The organism is Ramlibacter sp. (assembly GCF_050250995.1).
Taxonomy (GTDB): domain Bacteria; phylum Pseudomonadota; class Gammaproteobacteria; order Burkholderiales; family Burkholderiaceae_C; genus Ramlibacter.
Map to the genome: position 1 here is coordinate 14,686 of NZ_JBFWNP010000041.1, position 23,148 is coordinate 37,833.

Consider the following 23,148-nt stretch of genomic DNA (forward strand, 5'->3'; position numbering starts at 1 on the left):
CGCGCCGAGGGCTTGCGCCGGCTGGATGGGGTATGGGAGTTTCGAGGGATACTGCGCGAACCATGAAGAAGTTCCTCATCTACGAACAGAAGGGCGCCGTCGTCACGCTCACGATGGACCATGCCGAGCACCGCAACCCGCTGACCGGCAACACGGCCGTGGCGGAGTTCGTGGAGGCCATCGACCGCATCCACGACGACGCCTCGGTGCGCTGCGTCATCGTCACTGGCAATGGGCCGTCGTTCTCGGCAGGCGGCAACGTCCGCGACATGAAGCGCCAGACCTCGCCCGAGGTGGGCGAGATCCTGATCCGCCAGGAATACCGCCGCGGCATCCAGCGGCTCGCGCTCGCGCTCTTCGGCCTCGAAGTGCCCGTGATCGCGGCCGTCAACGGCCATGCCATCGGCGCGGGGCTCGACCTCTCGTGCATGTGCGACATCCGCATTGCTTCGGAAAAAGCGAAGTTCGCCGAAAGTTTCGTGAAGCTCGGGCTGATCGCGGGCGACGGTGGCTCCTGGCTCCTGCCGCGCATCGTCGGCCTGTCGCGCGCGGCCGAACTCGCGTTCACCGGCGACACCATCGATGCGCAGCAGGCGCTCGCGTGGAACCTCGTGTCGCGCGTGGTGCCGCACGAACAACTGCTCGACGCGGCGAACGAACTCGCCGCGCGCATTGCCGCGAACCCGGGGCATGCGCTGCGGCTGACGAAGCGCCTGATCCGCGAGGGACACGACAGCACGCTCGCCAGCGTGCTCGAACTGGCCGCGGTGTTCCAGGCCGTCGCGCACAAGACGCCGGACCATGCCGAGGCCATCGACGCGTTCCTCGAGAAGCGGGCAGCGAAGTTCGGCGACGGGCGATAGGACGAGGAGGGGGCGGGCCTCCCTCAGGACTCGGCCACGTAGGTATTCGTCAGCGCGCCGATGCCCTCGATGTCGATCGTGATGCTGCATCCGGGCTTGAGCCGGCCGACCCCGATCGACGTGCCGCAAGCGATCACGTCGCCGGGCCGCAGCGTCATGTCGAACGAGATGCGGCTCACGAGCTCGGCGGGCGGCATCACCATGTCGTCGAGCCGGTAGTTCTGGCGCTCCGTGCCGTTGAGGATCGTGCGCACCGTCGCGTTGCGCCAATCGAACTCGGTCTCGATGCAGGGTCCGAACGGACCGAAGGTGTCGAAACCCTTGGCGCGCGTCCAGTGCGGGAACACCTTGTCCTGCAGCGGTTCCATGCCGGTGACATCGTTCACGCAGGTGTAGCCGAAGATGCAGCGGGTGGCCTCGGCCTCGTCCACGCCGCTCGCCTCGCGACCGATGACGATGCCCAGTTCTCCTTCGAACACGACGGTGCCGTCGAAGCGTCGCGGCCGGCGGATCGTGCCGCCCGGCGCGAGGAACGAGGTGCCGGCCTTGATGAAGTAGAGCGGTTCCACGGGGTCGGGCAGGTGCATCGCGGCCCCGAGCGCCTTGAAGTTGCGCCACATGCCGAGCATCTTCGACGGCTCGCAGGGTGCGAGCAGCTCCACGTCCGCGAGCGCGACACGCTCGCCCGTGGGCTCCGCGCCGGCGAACATGTCGCCCCGATGCACCTGCACGGTCTCCTCGTCGAGCCGGCCGAACGCCGTCGTGATGCCGCGACGGAATCGGATCCACCGGCTCATGACGTCACCTCGGCGCGGCTCCCGCCGAAGATCGCCGCGTTGTGTTCGCCCAGCGACGGCGCCGCATAGCGCACGGGCACGTCCGCGCCGCGCGCACCGAGGTTGCAGCCGACCTGCCGGATCGTGCCGCGCGTCGGGTGCGGCACGTCGACGAAGATGCCGTTGTGCCGCGCCTGCTCGAGCCCGGCCACGCTCGCGTAGTCGGCGATCGGCGCGCAGAGAACGTCCGCCGCTTCGAGCCGCTCGACCCAGGCTGTCGTCGTGTCGTTCTTCAAGGTCGCGGCCAGTTCTGCGACGAGCGCGGGCCGGTTCGCGACGCGGTCCGCGAGCGCGGCGAAGCGCGTGTCGTCGACGAGCTCGCTGCGCCGCAATGCATCGCAGAGCTTGCGCCACCGGTCCTGCTGGTAGGCCGCGATCATGATCCAGCCATCGCGCGTCGGAAACGCTTCGTTGGGCGCGGCATACGGCGCTGCGCTGCCGGTCTTCGCGGGCAGTTCGCCGGACGCGAAGTAGCCGGCGATCGCGGTCTGCTGCAGCATGAGCGAACTCGCGAGCATCGAGATGTCGACATGGCGACCGAGCCCCGTCGCGTTCCTCGCGAGCAGCGCCGCCTGCACGGCCGACGAGGCGAGGAAGCCGGTCACGATGTCGAGGATGGGCACCGACACCTTGATCGGCCCGCCGCCCTCCTCGCCGGCCAGGCTCATGAGGCCCGACACCGCCTGCAGCACGCCGTCGACGCCCGCGCGGTGTCGCCAGGGGCCTTCCTGACCATAGGCCGAGATGGAGCAGTAGACGAGGCGCGGATTCATCTCGTTCGCCTGCTTCCAGCCGAGGCCGAGCCTGTCCATCACGCCGGGGCGGAAATTCTCGACCAGCACGTCGGCGTCGGCCACGAGCCGGCGGGCGCGCTCGACATCATCCGGCTTCTTCAGGTCGAGAACGATGCCGCGCTTGTTGCGGTTCAGGGCGAGGTAGATCGTGCTGACGCCGTCGATCCACGGCGGGCCCAGCGTGCGGCTCGTGTCGCCCGTGGGCGGCTCGATCTTGATCACGTCCGCGCCCAGGTCGGCGAGCACGAGCGTGCATACCGGGCCCGAGGCGATCTGCGTGAAGTCGACTACGCGCAGGCCGGCGAGCGGCGTTGCGGATCCTGTCGATGACGATGCGTCCATGGTCACTCCGGCTTGATGTTGGCGCTGCGGATCAGCTCGCCCCACACGGGGCCTTCGCGCAGCAGCATCTTCGTCACGTCGTCGCCGCTGCCGCGGCCCACTTCGACGCCCTGCTTCTCGAGCGTGGCGACGAAGCTCGCGTCCTGCCGCACCTTCGCCATGGCGGCCGCCACCTTCGCGACCACAGGCTTCGGTGTCGCCGCCGGCGCGGCGAGGAAGTATCGCACCGCGCTGTCGACGTCCTGCAGCCCCTGCTCGGCGAAGGTGGGCACCTCGGGCGCGACCGCCGAGCGCTGCGGCAGGGCGACGCCGTAGCCGCGCAGCTTGCCCGCGCGGATGTGGGAAAGCACCGAGCCGACGGCGAAGAAGCCGTATCCGACCTGGCCCGACAGCACGTCCTGCAGCGCGGGACCGGAACCTTTGTACGGCACGCCGTTGAAGCTCACGTTCGCGCGCTTGTTGAACAGCTGCCCGGTGAGGTGCTGCGGCGTGCCGAGTCCGCCGAAAGCGTAGTCGAATTTCGCCGGGTTCGCTTTCATTCCCTGCAGGAGTTCGCCGAGGTTGCGATAGGGCTGCGTCGACGCGGAGACCAGCAGGATGGGCGCGACGGCCACCGGCGCGATCGCCACGAAATCCTTGATCGGGTCGTAGTTCAGCTTCGGATACAGGTGCTGGTAGATCGACATGCTGTTGTCGCCCATCAGCAGCGTGTAGCCGTCCGCGGGCGCGCGCGCCACGAGTTCGGTGCCGAGGTTGCCGCCGCCGCCCGCGCGGTTCTCGACGATGACGGCCTGGCCGAACTCCTTGTTCAGGCGTTCGGCGACGAGACGCGCGAGCGCATCGGTGCCGCCGCCGGCGGGGTAGGGCACGACGATTTTGACGGTGCGTGCGGGCCAGTCCTGCGCCTGGGCCTGCACTTGCGCATGGCCGGTCGCGACGAATGACAGCAGCGCGAGCAGCGCGGCGCGGCGCGCGGGGGAGGAAATGCGGTTCATGTGTGTCTCCGTTGGAAATGGAATCAGCGTCCGGAGAAGCGCGGCTTGCGCTTCTCCGCGAAGGCGCGGCGTCCCTCGATGCGATCGGCGCTGTTCTTGAGCAGGCCGAAATAGGTTTCGGTGAGCGAGAAGGCGGCGTCGACCGGCAGGCCTTCGGATTCGTGCGCCAGCTTCTTGATCGCGGCGACGGCGAGCGGTCCGCAGTCGCAGATGCGCTGCGCGAGCTCGCGGGCGCGCGGCATGAGCTCGTCGGGCGACCACACGTCGCTCACGAACCCGTGGCGCATCGCCTCGGCGGCATCGATGCGGTCGCCCGTCATCATCAGCTTCATCGCGATGGCCGGCGGCAGCTTGCGCAGCAGCATCGGCACGCCGCCCACGCCGGGGAAGCTGCCCACCTTCGCCTCGGGCAGGCCGAAGGATGCATTCGACGAGGCCACGCGCAGGTCGCATTGCAGCGCGAGCTCCATGCCCCCGCCCACGCAGTAGCCGTTGACCGCGGCCACGACCGGCTTCCACAGCTGGAGGTGGTGGAACATCATGTAACGCACATAGTTGCCCGCCTTCACGCTGGCGTCGTCGGCGCGCACCATCATCTCGGCGTAACTCGTGTCCGTGGGCGTCGACTTCTTGAGGTCGGTGCCCACGCAGAACGACTTCTGCCCCGCGCCCGTGAGCAGGATCGCGCGCACGCCGTCGTCGTCTCGGCAGGCGATCAGGTGGTCGCGCAGCAACGTGACCGCCTCGACGTCGAGCGCGTTGAGCGCGTCGGGGCGGTTGATGGTGATCTCGGCCAGATGGCCGGCGCGCGTGAGTTCGATGGAGGACATGGCGCGGACCTCAGACGTTGGGGCTGGAGAGGCTTCGGCCGCCGCACACGTAGAGCGTCTGGCCGGTGATGTAGGAGGAGTCGGGTCGCGCGAAGAACTCGACGGCGGCCGCGATGTCCTCGGGCGTGCCCACGCGCCGCGCGGGCACCGAATTCGCGAGCTTCTCCTGCAGCTCGGGCGTGAAGCCGCGGAACAGCGGCGTATCGATCAGGCCCGGCGCGATGGCATTCACCGTCACGCCTCTCGCCGCGAACTCGATCGCGAGACTGCGCGTGAGGCTCACCACGCCGCCCTTCGCCGCCGAGTACGCGGCCTGGCCCGCCGCGCCGAGCCACGCGCGCGACGACAGGTTCACGATTCGGCCGTAGCCACGCTCCACCATGCCGGGCAGAACGGCGCGCGCGCACAGGAACTGCGAGCGAAGGTTCACCGCGAGCACGGTGTCCCAGTCTTCGTCGGTGAGTTTCAGGAAGCGCTTGTCGCGAACGATCCCGGCGTTGTTGACGAGGACGTCGATGCGGCCGTGCTCGCCGGCGATCCGCGACATGGCATCGTCGACCTGCGCACCCTGCGCGAGGTCCGCGACCTGCGTCGTTGCGTGCGGCAGTGCCTCGCGTGCCTGCGCCAGCGCGTCCGCATCGCGGTCCACGATGACGACGTGGGCGCCACTCGCCTGCAGGCGCTGTGCCACGCCGAAGCCGATGCCACGCGCGCCGCCGGTGACGATGGCGACCGCGCCGACGAGCGGAGACGCCGAAGGGGTGGATGCGGAGGAGGGGACCATGTGCGACGCCTGCCTATACTTCGTTTAAATCGATGCCGCCGATTCTTCCGGGCGTGGCCCCGCTGCTCAATCGATTTGTTTTGACGCTCGCTTTAGCAAAACTACATGCAAACCGCTGTCCCCCCGCGTGCGCCGCACCATCGCCTGCCCGCGCTGCGCGCTTTCGAGGCGGTGTCGCGTCACCTGAGCGTGACGCGCGCGGCCGAAGAACTGTTCGTGACGCCGGGCGCCGTGAGCCAGCAGGTGCGCCAGCTCGAGGCCTCGCTCGGTACGCCGTTGCTCGAGCGGCATCACCGTCGCGTGTCGTTGACGCCCGACGGCGCGAAGCTGGCGTTCTGTCTTTCGAGCTGCTTCGAGCGCATCGACCGCACGCTGCTCGAGATTTCCGGGGGCGCCGCGGGCGGCGTGCTGTCGCTGCGCCTCATGCCAACGTTCGCGATCCGCTGGCTGGTGCCTCGGCTGTCGCGCTTCTACGGCGCATACCCGGGGATCGAGCTCGAGATCGCGACGCAGAGCGCGACGGACGATCACTCGATGGTCAACGTCGACATCGCCGTGCGCCTCGGCACGGGCGATTGGGCCGACGCCGCATCGGACTTCCTGTTCGCCGACGACCTGGTGCCCGTGTGCGCGCCGGCCGTGGCGAAGACCCTGCGCCGGCCTGCCGACCTGAAGAAGGCGACGCTCATCCACTCGGCCGCGCGCACCGAGGGATGGCCCGTGTGGCTCGAAGCCTTCGGTGTCGACGCGCGCGGCTTCACGCGCAATCTGCAGCTGGCGAATGCCGCGCTCGCGTGCCAGGCCGCGCTCGACGGCCTGGGCGTGGCGATCACGCAGCGCGAGTATGTGGCCGCGGATTTGGCGAGCGGGCAGCTCGTCGCGCCTTTTCCCTCGTACGGCCGGTCGGAGCTGGGCTACTGGCTGGTGTGTCCGCGGCACAAGGCGGATTGGCCCAACGTCCGGCAGTTCCGCGCGTGGGCGCGCAGCATCGCGAAACCGCGAAGTTCCGGGCACTCGCTCCCACCCTCGAATCGTTGATGCGCGCTCGACGTGTCGTGTGCCGCGCGGTTCGTCCGCCGCCGTTCCGCTTTGCAAAACTCCGGCTGTCGCCGGAGCGCGCGTCTTGCTAGGCTCTCGCCGTCCATCAGGAGCCCACGTGACATCGCTACGCGCCACCGTTTCGAAGTTCATGCCCACGCGCGAGGAGGGCGTCGCGCGTGGCGTGGCCCTCGTGCCGTGCGAAGACGCTTCCGCGCACACGCTCGCGCCCGACGAGGTGCTGGTGGAGGTGAAGGCCGCCGCCGTCAACTACATCGACCTGCTCATGCTGAGCGGCCAGTATCACCACAAGCCGGAGCTGCCGTACACGCCGGGCCTCGAATACGCCGGGGTCGTGCGCGCAGTGGGCAGCGCGGTCACCACGCTTCGCCCCGGCGAGCGCGTCATGAACGACTTCATGACCTCGGGGCCGCGCAGCCACGGCGCGCATCAGCGCTGGGGCGGCTGGGCGAAGTACGCGGTGGCGGCGGCGTCCTCGCTGCTCCGGGTGCCCGATGTCATCTCCGACGAGAGCGCGTGCAACCTGCTGCTGAACTACGAGACCGCGATCTTCGGCCTCGAGGACCGTGCGCAACTCGTCGCGGGCGAGACCGTGCTCGTCATGGGCGCGACGGGCGCCGCGGGGCTCGCGGCGGTGCAGGTGGCCAAGCTGCTCGGCGCCGGCACGGTCATCGCCACGGGACGCGGCATGGACCGGCTGGAACATGCGCGCCGGCTCGGCGCCGACCACGCGATCGACCTGCTCGCCCTGCCGCAGCCGCACGAGCGTGCATTGCAGGCCGAAGTGAAGGCGCTTACCGGCCGCGGCGCGGACATCCTTTTCGACCCCGTGGGCGGCGACTGGCTCGTGCCGTCGATGCGCGCGCTCGACTTCGGCGGCCGCCACGTGATCATCGGCTGGGCCGCGAACACGAACGTCGCCAAGGGCGAGGGTGCGGGCGGCACGGTGTCCCCCGACCGCATGCCGACGAACCTGATCCAGATGAAGGGCCTGGTGGTGATGGGCTCGCCGATGTCGATCATCACGCAGCGGCGTCCGCAGACGCGCCAGCGGCGGCTGGACCTGCTCGCGCGGTGGATGCGGGACGGAAGCATCACGCCGGTGGTGTCGCGCAGGTTCGCGATGACGCAGCTGCAGGACGCGATGCAGGCGCGGCTCGAAGGCGTGATCGGCGGGTGCGTGCTCACGGGCATGGGTTGAAGCGTCGGGGTTCGCGCGCGTTGTCACTTGCAGGCATCCGGCGTATTCTTGTTCGCAAGGAGACAACGATGCAACTGACGAAAGAGCAACTGGCGCAGTTCGATCGCGACGGCTACCTCTTCTTTCCCAACCGGTTCAGCGCCGAGGAGATGCGCACGCTGACGGCCGCCGTGCCCGAGCTCTACAGCCGGCGCGAGGCCTACAACGTTCGCGAGAAGGGCAGCGACGCCGTGCGCACGAACTTCGCGGCGCACCTCGTGTCGGAACCCTTCGCGCGGCTCGCGCGCCATCCGCGCATGGTGCAGCCGGTCATGGAGCTCTTCGGCGAAGGCGTCTACATGCACCAGTTCAAGATCAACGGCAAGATGGCGTTCGAGGGCGACGTCTGGCAGTGGCACCAGGACTACGGCACCTGGCTGAACGACGACATGATGCCGACCGAGCGCGCGATGAACGTCGCGATCTTCCTCGACGACGTCAACGAATTCAACGGGCCGCTGATGTTCATCCCCGGCAGCCACAGGAAGGGTGTCGTCGAGGCGAAGCACGACCTCACGACCACGAGCTATCCGCTGTGGACCGTGGACAACGACCTCATCGCCCAGCTCGTGGAGCGAGCGGGCGGCAAGGACGGCGGTATCGTGAGTCCCAAGGGGCCGGCGGGATCGATGATCCTCTTCCACAGCTGCCTGGTGCATGCGTCCACGAGCAACCTGTCCCCCTGGAACCGCGTCGCGGTGTATCTCAGCCTCTGCGCGGTGTCCAACCATATCCGCCGCTTCAAGCGGCCAGAGTACATCGCGCATCGCGACTTCACGCCCATCGAGCTGCTGCCGGACGACTGCCTGCTGAATCCGCCTCCGGTCGACGTGCCCTGGCAAGACGGCATGCCGGCGAGCGCGCTGCAGACGAGCAGCGTGCCGATCGACGAGATCCGGCAGGCCGCGTGATGAGTCTTCACGCCAAATTGCAGCAACGCGCCGCCGAAGGCCGGCCCGTGCGCGTGGGACTCATCGGCGCCGGGAAGTTCGGCTCGATGTATCTGGCCCAGATCCCCCGCACGCCCGGCGTGCATCTCGTCGGCATCGCGGACCTTTCGCCCGCGAATGCGCGCGCCAATCTGCAGCGCGTCGGCTGGAACCCGGAGCGCACGCAGGCCGCATCGCTAGACGCCGCCGTAAAGCAGGGCACCACGCACATCGGCGAGGACTGGCAGGCGCTGGTGCGTCACCCGGCGATCGACATCGTCGTGGAATGCACGGGCCACCCCATCGCGGCGGTGGACCACTGCCTCGAAGCGTTCGCGAACGGAAAGCACGTGGTCAACGTGACGGTGGAGGCCGATGCGTTCTGCGGGCCGCTGCTCGCGCGCAAGGCTGCGGAGGCAGGGGTCGTGTACTCGCTCGCATTCGGGGACCAGCCCGCCCTCATCTGCGACCTGGTCGACTGGGCGCGGACCTGCGGCTTCCCGGTCGTTGCCGCGGGGCGCGGCCACAAGTGGCTGCCGCACTTCTGCGAGTCGACGCCCGAGACCGTGTGGGGCAACTACGGCCTCACGCCCGAACAGGCGGCGCGCGGCGGATTGAACCCGAAGATGTTCAACAGTTTTCTCGACGGGTCGAAACCCTCCATCGAGAGCACGGCGGTGTCGAATGCGACCGGCCTTTCCGTGCCGGGCGACGGCCTGCTGTATCCGCCCGCGAGCGTCGAGGACATTCCGGTCGTGACGCGCCCGCGCAGCGAAGGCGGCGTGCTCGAACGCAAGGGAATGGTCGAAGTGATCTCCTCGCTCGAGAGCGATGGCCGGCGCATTCCCTACGACATCCGCATGGGCGTGTGGGTCACGGTCGAGGCCGAGACGGAATACATCCGGAACTGCTTCGAGGAATACAACGCGCACACCGACCCGAGCGGCCGCTACTTCACGCTGTACAAGCGCTGGCACCTCATCGGGCTCGAAGTGGGCATGTCGGTGGCCTCCGTCGCGTTGCGCGGCGAGCCGACGGGCGTCGCGACCGGCTGGCATGCGGACGTCGTCGCGACCGCGAAGCGCGACCTGCAGCCCGGCGAGATCCTCGACGGCGAAGGCGGCTACACGGTGTGGGGCAAGCTGCTGCCGGCCGAGCGCTCGGTGCAGATGGGTGGCCTGCCGCTCGGCCTGGCGCATGACGTCAAGGTCGTGCGGCCCGTGCGCAAGGGGCAGAGTCTCACGTGGGCCGACGTCGCGATGGACACGGGCACGCATGCCTATCGCGTGCGCCGGCAGATGGAGGACGCGTTCGGGCCGCAGCGACTGAAGGCGGCCTGAGCCTGCTCGGCCGCCCGAGGCGCCTCAGCGCCTCATCGCCTCATCGCGTCACTATCCCCGCACCGCCTCGCGCGCCGTGCGGACGATCGCCTCCGTATCCACGCCGAAGAATGCGCGCAGCGCCTTGCGCGTGTCGCTGCGGCCGAAGCCGTCGGTACCGAGCGTGAGATAGCGTCGCCCCGGCGGAACGAACTCGCGGATGGCCTCGGGCACCGCGCGCACGTAGTCGGTCACGGCGATGACGGGGCCTTGCGTCTGCGACAGCAACTGCGCGACGAAGGGTTCGCGCGCTTCTTCGCCCGCGCGTCGTCCCTCTCGGGCGAGTTCGCTCCAGCTCGTGATGCTCAGCACGTCGCCCGCAATGCCCTCGCTCGCGAGCTGTTCGGCCGCGCGCAGCGCCTCGGGCAGCAGCGCGCCGGAGCCGAGCAGGGTGACGCGGCGCGCATTCGCCGCGTCGCCGAACGACGAGAACCGATAGCCGCCGCGGATCACCGCCTCGTGCAGGTCCGGGGCAATCGCAGGCTGCGCGTAGTTCTCGTTCATCAGCGTGACGTAATAGAACACGTCCTGTTGCTCGGTCAGCATCTCGCGCATGCCGCGGTCGACGATCACCGCCATCTCGCCTGCGAACGCGGGATCGTAGGCCTTGCAGTTCGGAATGGTCGCGGCGACCAGGTGGCTCGTGCCGTCCTGATGCTGCAATCCTTCGCCGCCGAGCGTCGTGCGGCCGGAGGTCGCACCGAGCAGGAAGCCGCGCGCGCGCTGGTCCGCCGCCGCCCAGATCGCATCGCCCACGCGCTGGAAGCCGAACATCGAGTAGTAGATGTAGAAGGGCAGCATCGGAAACCCATGCACGCTGTAGCTCGTGGCTGCGGCCGTCCAGCTCGCGATGGCGCCCGCTTCGCTGATGCCTTCCTCGAGGATCTGTCCGTCGAGCGCCTCGCGGTACGACAGCACCGAGCCGATGTCCTCGGGCTCGTAGCGCTGCCCCACGCTGGAATAGATGCCGACCTGCTTGAACAGGTTGGCCATGCCGAAGGTGCGCGCCTCGTCGGCCACGATCGGCACGATGCGCGGGCCGAGCGGCTTGTCCTTCAGCAGGTTGCCGAGCAGGCGAACAAAGGCCATCGTGGTCGACATCTCCTTGCCATCGGCCTGCGTCGCGAACGTGCCATAGGAGGCAAGCGGCGGCACGGGCAGCGGGTCCGCGGCGCACAGGCGGCGAGGCATGGACCCGCCGAGCCTGGCTCGCATGTCCTTCAGGTAGCGCAACTCCGCGCTGTCCTCGGCCGGCTTGAAGAATTCGAGTTCGGTCGCCTGCGCATCCGACAGCGGCAGGTTGAAGCGGTTGCGGAATTCGAGGAGCGCCGCCTCGTCCAGCTTCTTCTGGCTATGCGTCGTCATCTTTCCCTGGCCGGCCGCGCCCATGCCGTAGCCCTTCTTCGTGTGCGCGAGGATCACGGTCGGCGCGCCGCGGTTTTTCGCGGCCGCGTGATAGGCCGCGTGGATCTTCACGAGGTCGTGGCCGCCGCGCTTGAGCCGGTCGATCTGCTCGTCGGTCATGCCTTGCGCGAGCCGCTGCAGCTCCTCGTTCTGGCCGAAGAAGTTGTCGCGGTTGAAGCGGCCGTCCTTGGCGGCGAAGGTCTGCATCTGGCCGTCCACCGTGTTCGCGAAGGCGAGCGGAAGTGCGCCCGTGGCGTCGCGCGCGAAAAGGCCGTCCCAGTCGCTGCCCCAGAGCAGCTTGATGACGTTCCAGCCCGCGCCGCGAAACAGCTTCTCGAGCTCGTCGACGATGCGGCCGTTGCCGCGCACCGGGCCGTCGAGCCGCTGCAGGTTGCAGTTGACGACCCACACGAGGTTGTCGAGCTTCTCGCGCGAGGCGAGCGTGAGCGCGCTCATGCTCTCGGGCTCGTCCATCTCGCCGTCGCCGAACACGCCCCACACCGTGCGCCCCTGGCAATCGAGCAGGCCGCGGTGCGTGAGATAGCGCATGAAGCGCGCGTGGTAGATCGAGCTGATCGGACCGATGCCCATCGAGCCGGTGGGGAACTGCCAGAAGTCCGGCATGAGCCAGGGATGCGGATAGCTCGAGAGGCCGCGCGCGCCGTGCGAAGGCGCGGTGATTTCCTGCCGGTAGTGCGCGAGGTCGGCTTCGGTCAGGCGACCTTCGAGGAAGGCGCGCGCGTACACGCCGGGCGCGCTGTGCGGCTGGAAGAAGACGAGATCGCCATGGCCCTGCGCATCCGCCGCGCGGAAGAAATGATTGAAGCCGACTTCGAAGAGATCGGCCGCACTCGCGTAGCTCGCGATGTGCCCGCCGAGTTCGCCGTAGCTCGCGTTGGCGCGCGCGACCATCGCGAGCGCGTTCCACCGCATGATCGAGCCGAGCCGCTCCTCGATCGCGAGGTCGCCGGGGAATGCCGGCTGCTGCTCCACGGGAATCGTGTTGACGTAGGGCGTCACGAGCTCGGGCGACCAGGCGACGCGCGGGCTGCGGCCGACGACGGCGAGCTGGTCGAGGATGAAGCGGGCGCGGGCCGGCCCGTGCGCGGCCACCAGCGCCTCGAAGGCGTCGCGCCATTCCTGGGTCTCGGCGGGATCGATGTCGCCGTCGGCATCGGCGAGGTAGCGGGTGAGGCTCTGGTCGGTCATACCCTGACTCTAGGGGCGCCGGCGCGGAACAGGATTGCGAAAATGCGTCGGCGGCGCAAGAAAACGGCAGAAAATGCCGTCTCATGAAGCTGGACCTGATCGACCTGCGAATCCTGCACGAACTGCAGCAGGATGGTGCGCTATCGAACGTGGAGCTCGCGCAGCGGGTCCACCTCTCGCCGTCGCCCTGCCTGGCGCGCGTCAAGGCGCTGGAGCGCGAGGGCGTGATCACGCGCTACGTGGCACTCGTCGACCCGAAGGAAGTGGGACTCGGCTTGAACGTCTTCATCAACATCAGCCTGAAGGAGCAGTCGAAGGAGGCGCTCGCCGCTTTCGAGCAGCACGTGTCCGAGCGCGAGGAGGTGATGGAGTGCTACCTCATGACCGGCGACAGCGACTACCTGATCCGCGTCGCCGTGCGGGACATCGGCGCGCTGGAGCGCTTCATCCTCGACAAGCTCACGCCGATTCCGGGCATCGAGAAGATCCGCAGCAGCTTCGCGCTGAAGCAGGTGCGGTACAAGACGGCATTGCCGCTTTCGGGGTGAGGGTGTCCGCGCTCGTTGTGGCAAGTGAGGGCGTGGCGTCGTAAAGCTGCTTTTCGCAATCCGGCGCGCCGGGCCGGGGGGTGCATTCGAAGATCGCGGTTGCCTTCGAGGAGACCCCATGAAACCCGCCCACCCCAGCACCCTGGCGTCGCACGACCGCATGCGCCGCGACCTCGACTTCACCGACCGTCGCGATTACGACGACGCGCAGCGCGGCTTCATCGCCACCCTGCCGGATGCGCACAACGACGCCGACAGCGGCGGCGCGCCGTCCTGGAGCATGAAGCCCTACGGGTTCCTGCGCGGCGAGTCGCCCGACACCGTGAACCCCAGCCTGTGGCGCATGTCGCAGCTCAACGCGATCCATGGCCTGTTCCAGGTCACCGAGCGCGTGTACCAGGTGCGCGGTTTCTCGCTGGCCAACGTCACGTTCATCGAGGGCGACTCCGGCGTCATCGTCGTCGACCCCCTGCAGTTCACCGAGCACGCGCGCGAGGCGATCAGGCTGTACCGCGCGCACCGCGGCGACCGCCCCGTCACGGCCGTCATCTACACCCACAGCCACCGCGACCACTACGGCGGCGTGCGCGGCGTGATCGGCCCGGACGACGTGCGCCGTGGCGTCGAGGTCATCGCGCCCTTCGGCTTCACCGAGGAGTCCTTTTCCGAATCGATCCTCGCCGGCGTGCCGATGCGCCGCCGCGCGCTGTTCCAGTTTGGATGGTCGCTCGAGCCCGGCGCGATGGCGCATGTCGACAGCGGCCTGGGCAAGGCCGTCGGCCGCGGCGGCGACGGTTTCATCGCGCCGACGAAGCTGATCCGCGAGCCGGTGGAGCGCCACGTGATCGACGGCGTCGAGATCGTGTTCCACCTCACGCCGGGCACCGAGGCGCCGGCGGACATGAACATGCACTACCCCGGCCTGCGCGTGCTGAACCTGGCCGAGAACGCCTGCCACACGATGCACAACCTGTGCCCCTTGCGCGGCGCGAAGACGCGCGATTCCCTCGCGTGGGCGCACTACCTGAACCAGGCGCTCGACCAGTTCGTCCCGCATGTCGACGCGCTCGTCGTGCAGCACCACTGGCCGGTGTGGGGCAGCGATCGCATCGGCGAGTACGTTGCCGGCCAGCGCGACATGTACCGCTACCTGCACGACCAGACGCTGCGTCTCATGAGCCACGGCAAGACGCCGCGGGAGATCGGCGAGGAGCTGATGCTGCCGGGGAAACTGTCGAAGCAGTGGTTCGCCCGGGGCTACTACGGCGCGGTTGCGCACAACGTGAATGCCGTGTACGCGCACTATCTCGGTCCCTACGAAGGCAACCCGGCGCACCTGAATGCGCTGCCGCCGGAGCACGGCGCGAAGAAGTACGTGGAGTACATGGGCGGCGCGGACGCCGTGGTCGCCCGGGCGCGCAAGGATTTCGAATCGGGCCAGTTCCGCTGGGTGGTGGAAGCACTGAACCACGTCGTGTTCGCCGACCCCTCGAACCGCGCCGCGCGCGAACTCTCGGCCGATGCGATGGAGCAGCTGGGCTACCAGGCCGAGTCCGCCACCTGGCGCAATTCCTATCTGCTGGGCGCGCGCGAACTGCGCAGCACGTCGCAGGCTTCGGCGCCCAAGGGCGTGTCCATCAGTCCGGACGTCGTGTCGATCCTGCCGCTGGGCAGCTTCCTGGAGTACCTGGGCATCCGCGTGAACGGCCCGAAGGCGCAGGACCTGGCGGCCCGGTTCGACTGGCAGCTCACGGATGCCTCGGGCACGGACTCGCACCGCATCACGCTGTCGAATGGGGCTTTGAACCATCTGCCGGGCGCGCACGGCACGGCGGCCGACGCGGTGGTGCGCATGTCGCGCGAGCAGCTCGGCAGGTTGTCGTCGGGACGCGATGCGCTGCTCGCCGCGCTGGATGCGGGGCAGCTGGAGGTGGAGGGCGATGCAGGGCTGTTCCGGCAGTTCGTCGAGTGCCTGGACGAGTTCGATCCGATGTTCAATATCCTGGAGCCGTGAGAGCGGCGAGCGCGAAGGTCTAAAGCAGTTCCTCCGCCCAGCGAGCGAGTTCCTCGAGGTCCGCGAGCAGCCGACCAGCTTCATCGCGCGTCATTTGCCGGGTGCCGTACTGCACTTCGTCCTTATGGCTCAGGATGCGGCGGTAACGACGCTCCTGGCCATCGGGCAGCAGGTTGCCGAGCACGTCCCGCAGCAGGCGTGGCGCCTGGGCGTGGTCCTGCTGGTTGACGACCTGCGCGCGCTTGGCCGCCAGGCTGTCGCCGAACGCGATCGCCGACAGTACGATCTGGCTCACGACCGGGTTGCAGTCCTGGCCCGCCTCCGCAAGCAGATGCGCCTGCTGTGCGGCCTCGAGGTAGGCATGCGCCACGCGCAGGCGGCCCTGCCAATACAGCGCGTCGACCTTCCTGCGCGGGCTCTTTCCGGTCATGCCGACTGTGCCGCCTTGGCGCAACGGGCTGCTTCCCTGGCCGGTGCGACCCCTTTGAGCACTTTCGCGTCCCGGCAGACCTCCGACCACCAGCGGTCACCTGGGGGCAGCTTGACCAGTTCAGAGGGTGTGAGCATCACCGTGGAAATCTGCACGCCCAGCCGGTCACCGAGCGCCTGCAAGGCATCGCGTACCCGGCGGCTTGCGTCCACGCTGTCGTTGGCAAGCACGACGGCTACGTCCATGTCGCTTCCAGGCTCGTCCGTGCCCCTTGCGACACTCCCGTACAGCCATGCCGAGCGAATCTGCTTTTCAGCGGCCAGCCCCTCGCGCAGTTCCTCTTGCAACCCCAGCCAGTGCTGGCGCTCGGATTCGAAAAGCTGGGCCAGCGCCGCGACGAGCGGTTGCTCGAGGGCCGGGGCAAAGAGCCTGGCACCAGCGGGGCCCAACACCTTGACGGCGCCTTGTGCAACCAGCGCGTCGAGCGTGTTGCGAACGCCACGCGCCGTCATGGCGCAGTCCGCCGCCAGTTGTCCCGCGCTCTGCGGGCCACCGTGGGCGAGCAGGGCACGCAGCACACGCACGTGCCCCCCGCTGGCCAGCAGCTGGGTCAGCGGAAAGCGCACGAAGCTCTGGACGGACGAGCGCTGCATCGTGCTCACGATCCTAGAGCGTCTCAGGTGGGAAGTCAACTTCCCCATACGGAATAAAAGTTCCTTATCGGGAAATCAAGGTTCCTGGTGGCTCCGGCCGGTGTGACCAAGAAAAAGCCCCGTCGCAAGGACGGGGCTGGCTTCCAATGCGGGTGACCCGAGGTGCTTACTGCCCCGCCTTCGGCAGATTCAGGCTCTTCACGAACGGCATCCACCGCGCGATCTCGCCCGTGAGCAGCTTCTCCATCTCCGCGGCCGTGCCGCCCGCCGGCTCCATGCCGATCGCGCGGGCGCGCTCCACGAAGGCCGGGTCGACCAGCACTTCGTTGATCGACTTGTTGAGCTTCTCGATGATGGGCTTCGGCGTCGCGGCGGGCGCCGACAGGTAGTAGCGCAGCGGCGCCTGGAAGTCGTAGCCCATTTCCTTGAACGTCGGCGCGTCCGGCACCTGGGGCAGGCGCTTGGTGTCCATCACGCCCAGCACGCGGAACTTGCCCGACTTGATGTGCGGCAGCGAGCTGGTGATCGAGGTGCCGTAGATGTCGATCGAGTCGCTCAGCATCGCCTGGATGGCGGGCGTGTCGCCGTTGAACGGCACGTGGTTCGTGCTGAACCCGGCCTGCTTCTCGAAGGCGAGGGGCGCCAGGTTGCTCAGGATCGCCGCGCCGGGGGAGCCGCGGTTGATCTTGCCGGGGTTCGCCTTGGCGTACTCGACCATCTCCTTCAGGTTCTTGTACGGCAGGCTGGCGCGGCCGACGATGATGGTCGGCTGGTAGGCGACGCTCGAGACGGCCGTGAAGTCCTTGACCGGGTCGTAGGGCAGCTTGTCGAACAGCAGCGTGTTCGTGCCCATCATGCCCACGAAGGACATGACGACCGTCGTGCCGTCCGGCTTCGACTTCGCGACGTAGTCGGCCGCGATCACGGCGCTGCCGCCCGGCTTGTTCTCGACGATCGTGCGGGTGCCGCGCTTGGTCAGCTCGTCGGCCAGCATGCGCAGGAACGAGTCCGTGCCGCCGCCGGCGGCGAAGGGGACCACGATCTTCAAGGGTTGTTGCTGCGCAAGCGCGGCGCCGGAGATGGATGCGGCGACCAGCGCGCCGAGAAGAAGGTTGCGACGTTTCAAGGTTTGTCTCCTGGGGTTGTGGACTGCAGGCCTCGCCGGCCCGTGGACGAATTGTTTCCGCGTGGGTCTTCCGTGGTTCATCGGTCGCCGCAAAGCAGCTTTGCGCGTGCGCAGCCGACGGGCGTTCAGGTGGAGCGGGGCGCCAGCCACTGCACGATGCGCGGCCAGGTCCGGGTCGCGGCGCCGACGCCCGCGACGAGGCTCACATGGCCGCCCTTGATCGACAGCTCCTCCTTGTCCGTGCTGCCCGCGAGCCGCACGAGGTCGGCCGACGCTTCGCGCGGCACGACATGGTCGTGCTCCGCCACGACATGCAGCAGCGGCACGCGGATGCGGTCCAGCGTGCAGTCGACACCGCGCACCTCCAGGCCGCCGTCCACGATGCGGTTGTCCAGCACGAAATCCTTCGCGAGACCGCGGAACGCCTCTCCGGGGAAGGGCAGGGCCTCGGCCCCCCACTTCACGATGCGCAGGTGCGCCTTCACGAATTCGCGGTCCTTCAGGTTGTTCAGGAGCGTGGCCTGGCCGCTCGCCTTCTGCAGCGGCCGCAGCATCTGGAATGCGCCTTCGATCATCGACGCCGGGATGTTGCCCAGCGTGTCGACCAGCCGGTCGGCGTCGAGGCCGCCCGACGTGAGCAGCTTGCGCTGCAGCACCATGCCTTCGCCGTTGATGGGCGTGGCCAGCAGCAGCAGGTTGCGCAGCGGCCCCCGGTTCTCCCGCGCGGCATACAGGGTCGTGAAGATGCCGCCCAGGCAGTAGCCCACGAGCGTGATGCCCTCCTCGCCGGAATGCGCCTGCACCTGCGCGATGCAGTCGGGCAGCAGGTCGGCCACGTAGTCGTCGATGCCGAGACCCTTGTGCTCGGCGCGCGGCAGGCCCCAGTCGATCAGGTAGACGTCGAAGCCCGCGCGCACGAGATGCTCGATGAAGCTCTGGCCCGGCGTGAGGTCGAAGATGTCGGGCCTGCTGACCAGCGACATGACGATCAGCAGCGGCGTGCGGTAGACATCGTCCGTCTGCGGGAGGTAGTGGTACAGCCGCAGCGTCCCGCGCGCATGCACGAGCTCGCGCGGCGTGCAGGCGGTCTCGCGCGCCATCTCGGCTTCAAGTTCCACGAGGGTGGATCGTTGCTCGTCCACCCATTGCTGCGCGACCCTCATCGGGCGGCCTTGCGCCGCTTCACGGGTGCCGGGGCGTCGGCCGGCGCCTTGCGCGTGCGCGCCGGGCGCGGCGCGGACAGCGGCGCCAGGCGGGTCACGAGGGCTTCGACGCGCGCGACGGCGTCCTCGAGGCGGCCGATGCGTTCGCCGATGGCGACGAGGTCGTCGCGCGTCGGCACGTTCATCGCCGCCAGCGGTCCGGCCAGGGACTGCGCGAGCATCTGCTGCTTGTACAGGCCCGCGTGGATCTCCTGGCCGAGCAGGCGCGCGACGTTCTCGTCCTTCATCAGGCTCGTGAGTTGCTCGCTCCAGTCGCGCTCGGACTTCACGAACCAGTCGCGCCAGGCCTTCATCGGGTCGGTGTTGGAAATATCGGTCATTCGAATGTCCTTCGCGCTTCGCGCTGCGGTGCCATGCGCCTTGGGGCGGCCCGGCGGCTCATGCGGTCGCCACTTCCTCGAGCCAGCGCAGCTCGTGCTTCATCGTGAGGGGATCGAGCCTGGCCTTTGCAAGCACCAGGGCCGCCTCGCGGCCGCCGGCCGGCTCGCCCGACAGCGTCACGCCGATCAGCGTGCCGTGCTCCTTGTGCGAAGCGACGTTCACGTCCACCGTGCAGCCGTCCTTCTCCAGGAGCGCGAGGAGCCGTCGCACCGCGCGCTCGGCCGCCTGCAGCCGCAGCGCGGGCTTGAACACCTTGCCCACGGCGGTGAGCGGAATGGTGTCGACGACGTAGAGCTGCACCGGGACGGCCGCGCGCTCGGGCGTGCGCGCCGCGGCGTAGGCGAGGATCTGCTTTGGGTCGGCGTCGGCGAAGTCCTCCTTCAGCTGCACGAAGGCCACCGGCAGTTCGCCCGCATAGGCGTCGGGCTCGCCGACGACCGCCGCGACGGCCACGGCGGGGTGCTGGTACAGGATCTCCTCGATGCTGGTCGGGTCGATGTTGTGGCCGCCGCGGATCACCAGGTCCTTGGCACGGCCGGTGATCCACAGATAGCCGTTCGCATCGACGCGGCCGAGGTCGCCGCTGTTGACCCATCCCGGCTCCACGAAGGGCGCGTCGGGCGCGCCGGTCGCATAGCCGGTGAAGACGCCCGGCCCCCACATCGTGACCACGCCGATCCTGCCCGGCGCGCACTCGCCGCGGAACTTGCCCTTGTCGTCGACCTCGACGACGCGCACGCGACTGTACGGCAGCGGATGTCCCACCGAGCCGAGGTACACCGGCCGGTCGGCGTAGGAGATCGTGTGGCAGCTCGACGCCTCGGTCATGCCGTAGGTTTCGAGGATGGGGATGCCGAAGCGGTTTCGGTACGCATCGGCGATCGGCACCGGGATCGCCGAGCCGCCGCCGGTCGCCTTGCGGATGCTGGACACGTCGCGCCCGTCCATCGGCACGTTCAGCACCGCGCCCAGAACGGTGGGCACGCCGCCGAGCAGCTCGGGCTTGTAGCGCTCCACCAGCTTCCAGATGCTGGGCATCGCGTTCTTGTTGCGCCACCCGGCCGCGGACAGCACCACGAGGGTCCCGCCGGCGGACAGGTGCTGCAGGCCTTGCGTCAGCGCGCCGCCCACGTGGAAGAGTGGCAGTCCCATCAGCAGCGTGTTGCCCGGCTTCGTGCGGAACATCATCGCCATGCCCCACGCCTGGTAGACCTGGTTGCCGTGCGTGAGCGGCACGAGCTGCGGCAAGCCGGTCGTGCCGCCGGTGTGGAACAGGGCGCCGACGTCGCTCGCGTCGATGCGGCGGCCGCTGGTCAGGCGGTCGCGCGGCTCCCTGTCGGCCAGTGCGTCGAAGTCGTGCTCGATGCCCTTCATGGGTCCGCAGCGGCCGACGACGAGGATCGCCTTCAGCTCCGGCAGCTCCTTTCGGATGCGTGCGACCTTGTCCCAGATGTCGTAGCCCTCGCGCGGGGCGAGCGCGATCAGCACCTTGGTCTTGGCGGCGCGCAGGATGTGCGCGATATGACCCGCTTCGAGGTACGCATTGACGGGGTTCGCGATGCCCGCGGCCTGCGCGCCGTACAGCGCGACGAAGGCCTGCGGCACCAGCGGCAGCAACAGGCTGACCACGTCCGTCGGGCCGACGCCCAGCGTGTGCAGCATGTTCGCCACCTGGGTCACGCGGGCGTGGAATTCGCCGTGCGTGATGGTCAGCGGCTCCTCGTCGGGACTCGCATTCGCGAGGAAATGCAGGGCCGGGCACTCGGGGTCGTGCTCGGCGCCGAGGCGCAGCGCGTCGTAGGTGCTTTGCGCCGCGATGCGCTCTTCGTAGGGAATGGATTCGAAGGCGCGGACCTCGGCGTCGCTGGCGAGGCTCGGCCATTCGTCGCCGATGACGCGGTCCAGTAGATGCAGGCCCATGCGTTGTCTCCGGTTGTTCCGGCGGAATTTAGTGGGGCCGGGTTTTCCCGGCGCACCGCGCCGCGCAAAGCAAGATTGCACAAAGCTCAAGGATGGTTCGCGACCCCGCCTCCTACACTGGGAAACACCCACGGATCCGCCGTGGCGAGCCACCACAAGGAAACCCAAAAGATGCGCGCTGCAGTCCTCGAAGAATTCGGCCAACCGCTGGTGATCCAGGACGTCGCCATCGCCGCGCCGGGGCCGAACGAGGTCCTCCTGACCACCGCCGCCGTCGGCCTGTGCCACAGCGACCTGCATTACATCCAGGGCATGCGCAAGTTTCCGCTGCCGGGCGTGCTGGGCCACGAGGTCTCGGGCGTCGTCGCCGCCGTCGGCGCGGGCGTGAAGGACCTGCAGCCGGGCGATCACGTCGTCGGCGCGCTGTCGGTGTTCTGCGGCACCTGCAAGCAGTGCCTCGGCCAGCGCTTCGCGCTGTGCCAGGACACGGAAGTCAAGCAGCCGCCCGGGCAGGCGAAGCGCCTGTCGCGCGGCGAACAGCCGGTCAGCCAGGTGTTCAACCTCTCGGGTTTCGCCGAGCAGATGCTGGTGCATCGCAATGCGCTGGTGAAGATCCGCAAGGACATGCCGCTCGACCGTGCCGCGCTGCTCGGCTGCGCGGTGATCACCGGCACCGGCGCCGTGTTCCGCAATGCGCAGGTGCCGGCCGGCTCCTCCGTCGCCGTGGTCGGCTGCGGCGGCGTCGGCCTGGCCGCGATCAACGGCGCGAAGATCGCGGGCGCGGCGCGCATCATCGCGATCGACAACGTGCCGTCGAAGCTGGAGCTGGCGCGCAGGTTCGGCGCGACCGACACGATCCTCGCGAGCGAGGGCGACGTGGTTGCCAGGGTCGTCGAGCTCACGCAGGGCGGCGTCGAATACTCGTTCGAATGCATCGGCATCGCGGCCACCGTGGAGCAGTGCTTCAAGATGCTCCAGCCCGGCGGCACGGCCACCATCGTCGGCCTGTTCGCGCCGGGCGTGAAGGCGCAGATCGAGGGCGCCGACTTCTTCCTCGAGAAGAAGATCCGCGGCTCCGCGCTCGGCTCGGCCCGCATCCGCGACGACATTCCGCGTCTCGTCGAGCTGTACCTGCAAGGCCGCCTGAACCTGGACGACCTCGTCTCGCGCCGCATCGCGCTCGAAGACATCAACGAGGGCTTCGCGGCGATGACGCGCGGCGAAGTCGCACGCAGCGTAATCGTGTTCGACGGCGTCGGTTCGTGAAACCGGTTCCGCGTTCGGAAGAGAAGGTCGTCAAGGCCAACGGCATCTACCTCTGCCACCAGACCTTCGGGTTGGAGACCGACCCCGCGGTCGTCCTCGTCATGGGGATGGGCGCGCAGATGGTCGGCTGGGACGAGGAGTTCTGCGAAGAGCTCGCGCGGCAGCGCCTCTTCGTTGTGCGCTTCGACAACCGCGACTCGGGCAAGTCCACCCGCTTCGACCGCGCCGGCCTGCCCGACGTCATGGCCGCGATGATCCGCGCGTGGTTGCGCAAGCCGGTGGAGGCGCCGTATCTCCTGTCCGACATGGCGCGCGACGTGACCGGCCTCATGGATGCCCTCGGCATCGAGCGCGCCCATCTCGTCGGCGCGTCCATGGGCGGCACGATCGCGCAGACGCTCGCCATCGAGCAGCCGCAGCGCGTGCGCACGCTCACCTCGATCATGTCGACGACCGGCGACCCGGCGCTGCCGTCGCCCGGCTACGCCGTGCTGTCGACGGTCTTCAAGCCCGCGCCGCGCGAGCTGGCCGGCTACACCGAACACTACGTCGCGACGTGGAAGCAACTGCGCGGCAGCACGTCGCCCGAGGACGAGGCGCGGGATCGTGCGCGCGCCGCGCTGAACCATGCGCGCGGCCTGTGCCCCGATGGCGGCGCGCGGCAACTCGTGGCCATCCTGGCTTCGGGCAGCCGGCGCGAAGCGCTGAAAGCGGTGACCGCGCCGACGCTCGTGATCCATGGCGACACCGACCCGCTGGTGCCGCTCGCGGGCGGCGTCGACACGGCGAAGAGCATTCCCGGCGCCGAGCTGATGGTGCTCGAGGGCATGGGCCACACGCTGCCCGTGCGGCATTGGCCGCGCATCGTCGAAGCGATCGCGGCCTTGAGCATGCGCGGCTGATCGCCGCGCTCCCCATCGATC

General features: G+C 68.7%; 21 protein-coding genes. 9 read left to right on the plus strand and 12 right to left on the minus strand.

Annotation, left to right across the window (positions count from 1 at the left end; all coding sequences use genetic code 11):
• Positions 1-62 precede the first annotated feature (62 nt).
• Positions 63-863 carry a crotonase/enoyl-CoA hydratase family protein gene (locus AB7E83_RS21090; RefSeq protein WP_428572778.1) on the plus strand — a complete coding sequence of 267 codons (801 nt, stop codon included), beginning with the start codon at positions 63-65 and terminating at the stop codon, positions 861-863.
• 23 nt (positions 864-886) lie between these two features.
• Here the strand turns inward: AB7E83_RS21090 and AB7E83_RS21095 are convergent, their stop codons facing one another.
• The 5 genes from AB7E83_RS21095 to AB7E83_RS21115 are packed head-to-tail and all read right to left on the minus strand — an operon-like array spanning position 887 to position 5,444.
• A complete protein-coding gene (locus AB7E83_RS21095; RefSeq protein WP_428572779.1) occupies positions 887-1,660 on the minus strand; it encodes a fumarylacetoacetate hydrolase family protein in 774 nt (257 codons plus the stop codon).
• Positions 1,657-2,835: a CaiB/BaiF CoA transferase family protein gene (locus AB7E83_RS21100; protein WP_428572780.1), complete on the minus strand. Its 1,179-nt coding sequence runs from the start codon at positions 2,833-2,835 to the stop codon at positions 1,657-1,659. Before AB7E83_RS21100 ends, AB7E83_RS21095 begins: the two co-directional genes overlap by 4 nt.
• A 2-nt stretch (positions 2,836-2,837) precedes the next feature.
• On the minus strand, positions 2,838-3,830 hold the full coding sequence (locus tag AB7E83_RS21105; RefSeq protein WP_428572781.1) for a Bug family tripartite tricarboxylate transporter substrate binding protein: 993 nt from the start codon (positions 3,828-3,830) through the stop codon (positions 2,838-2,840).
• A gap of 23 nt (positions 3,831-3,853) precedes the next feature.
• Positions 3,854-4,660: an enoyl-CoA hydratase/isomerase family protein gene (locus AB7E83_RS21110; protein ID WP_428572782.1), complete on the minus strand. Its 807-nt coding sequence runs from the start codon at positions 4,658-4,660 to the stop codon at positions 3,854-3,856.
• Between the two features lie 10 nt (positions 4,661-4,670).
• Positions 4,671-5,444: an SDR family NAD(P)-dependent oxidoreductase gene (locus tag AB7E83_RS21115; protein ID WP_428572783.1), complete on the minus strand. Its 774-nt coding sequence runs from the start codon at positions 5,442-5,444 to the stop codon at positions 4,671-4,673.
• A 105-nt stretch (positions 5,445-5,549) separates the two neighbouring features.
• On the opposite strand from AB7E83_RS21115, the gene AB7E83_RS21120 reads away from it, so the two are divergent.
• The 4 genes from AB7E83_RS21120 (at position 5,550) to AB7E83_RS21135 (ending at position 10,012) form a co-directional block, all read left to right on the plus strand.
• Complete coding sequence (locus AB7E83_RS21120) at positions 5,550-6,482, plus strand: LysR substrate-binding domain-containing protein (RefSeq protein WP_428572784.1); 933 nt, start codon at positions 5,550-5,552, stop codon at positions 6,480-6,482.
• 118 nt (positions 6,483-6,600) lie between these two features.
• Complete coding sequence (locus AB7E83_RS21125) at positions 6,601-7,704, plus strand: zinc-binding dehydrogenase (protein WP_428572785.1); 1,104 nt, start codon at positions 6,601-6,603, stop codon at positions 7,702-7,704.
• Positions 7,705-7,772: 68 nt separating this feature from the next.
• Positions 7,773-8,654, plus strand: a complete 882-nt coding sequence (locus AB7E83_RS21130; RefSeq protein WP_428572786.1) for a phytanoyl-CoA dioxygenase family protein — start codon at positions 7,773-7,775, stop codon at positions 8,652-8,654.
• Positions 8,654-10,012 carry an NAD(P)H-dependent oxidoreductase gene (locus AB7E83_RS21135; RefSeq protein ID WP_428572787.1) on the plus strand — a complete coding sequence of 453 codons (1,359 nt, stop codon included), beginning with the start codon at positions 8,654-8,656 and terminating at the stop codon, positions 10,010-10,012. Before AB7E83_RS21130 ends, AB7E83_RS21135 begins: the two co-directional genes overlap by 1 nt.
• A gap of 51 nt (positions 10,013-10,063) precedes the next feature.
• Here AB7E83_RS21135 and mdeB read toward each other — a convergent pair whose 3' ends face one another.
• Positions 10,064-12,664 carry an alpha-ketoglutarate dehydrogenase gene (gene mdeB, locus AB7E83_RS21140; RefSeq protein ID WP_428572788.1) on the minus strand — a complete coding sequence of 867 codons (2,601 nt, stop codon included), beginning with the start codon at positions 12,662-12,664 and terminating at the stop codon, positions 10,064-10,066.
• An 83-nt stretch (positions 12,665-12,747) separates the two neighbouring features.
• On the opposite strand from mdeB, the gene AB7E83_RS21145 reads away from it, so the two are divergent.
• Both AB7E83_RS21145 and AB7E83_RS21150 read left to right on the plus strand, forming a co-directional pair.
• A complete protein-coding gene (locus AB7E83_RS21145; RefSeq protein ID WP_428572789.1) occupies positions 12,748-13,212 on the plus strand; it encodes an Lrp/AsnC family transcriptional regulator in 465 nt (154 codons plus the stop codon).
• 118 nt (positions 13,213-13,330) lie between these two features.
• Positions 13,331-15,226 carry an alkyl/aryl-sulfatase gene (locus AB7E83_RS21150; protein WP_428572790.1) on the plus strand — a complete coding sequence of 632 codons (1,896 nt, stop codon included), beginning with the start codon at positions 13,331-13,333 and terminating at the stop codon, positions 15,224-15,226.
• 19 nt (positions 15,227-15,245) lie between these two features.
• Here the strand turns inward: AB7E83_RS21150 and AB7E83_RS21155 are convergent, their stop codons facing one another.
• From AB7E83_RS21155 to AB7E83_RS21180, 6 genes are all read right to left on the minus strand, one after another.
• Complete coding sequence (locus AB7E83_RS21155) at positions 15,246-15,656, minus strand: hypothetical protein (RefSeq protein WP_428572791.1); 411 nt, start codon at positions 15,654-15,656, stop codon at positions 15,246-15,248.
• A complete protein-coding gene (locus AB7E83_RS21160; protein ID WP_428572808.1) occupies positions 15,653-16,309 on the minus strand; it encodes a nucleotidyltransferase domain-containing protein in 657 nt (218 codons plus the stop codon). Before AB7E83_RS21160 ends, AB7E83_RS21155 begins: the two co-directional genes overlap by 4 nt.
• Positions 16,310-16,475: 166 nt before the next feature.
• Positions 16,476-17,435 carry a Bug family tripartite tricarboxylate transporter substrate binding protein gene (locus AB7E83_RS21165; protein WP_428572792.1) on the minus strand — a complete coding sequence of 320 codons (960 nt, stop codon included), beginning with the start codon at positions 17,433-17,435 and terminating at the stop codon, positions 16,476-16,478.
• Positions 17,436-17,560: 125 nt separating this feature from the next.
• Entirely contained in the window at positions 17,561-18,598 is a 1,038-nt protein-coding gene (locus tag AB7E83_RS21170; RefSeq protein ID WP_428572793.1) for an alpha/beta fold hydrolase, read from the minus strand.
• The gene (locus AB7E83_RS21175; RefSeq protein ID WP_428572794.1) at positions 18,595-18,978 is read right to left on the minus strand and encodes a hypothetical protein; all 384 of its coding nucleotides are present in this window, start codon (positions 18,976-18,978) and stop codon (positions 18,595-18,597) included. Before AB7E83_RS21175 ends, AB7E83_RS21170 begins: the two co-directional genes overlap by 4 nt.
• 58 nt (positions 18,979-19,036) lie before the next feature.
• A complete protein-coding gene (locus AB7E83_RS21180) occupies positions 19,037-20,959 on the minus strand; it encodes an acyl-CoA synthetase (protein WP_428572795.1) in 1,923 nt (640 codons plus the stop codon).
• Positions 20,960-21,130: 171 nt separating this feature from the next.
• On the opposite strand from AB7E83_RS21180, the gene AB7E83_RS21185 reads away from it, so the two are divergent.
• Both AB7E83_RS21185 and AB7E83_RS21190 read left to right on the plus strand, forming a co-directional pair.
• Positions 21,131-22,225 (plus strand): zinc-binding dehydrogenase, encoded by a 1,095-nt coding sequence (locus AB7E83_RS21185; protein ID WP_428572796.1) that lies wholly within the window; start codon positions 21,131-21,133, stop codon positions 22,223-22,225.
• Positions 22,222-23,127, plus strand: coding sequence for an alpha/beta fold hydrolase (locus tag AB7E83_RS21190; RefSeq protein WP_428572797.1), 906 nt, complete (start codon positions 22,222-22,224; stop codon positions 23,125-23,127). Before AB7E83_RS21185 ends, AB7E83_RS21190 begins: the two co-directional genes overlap by 4 nt.
• Positions 23,128-23,148: the final 21 nt, after the last annotated feature.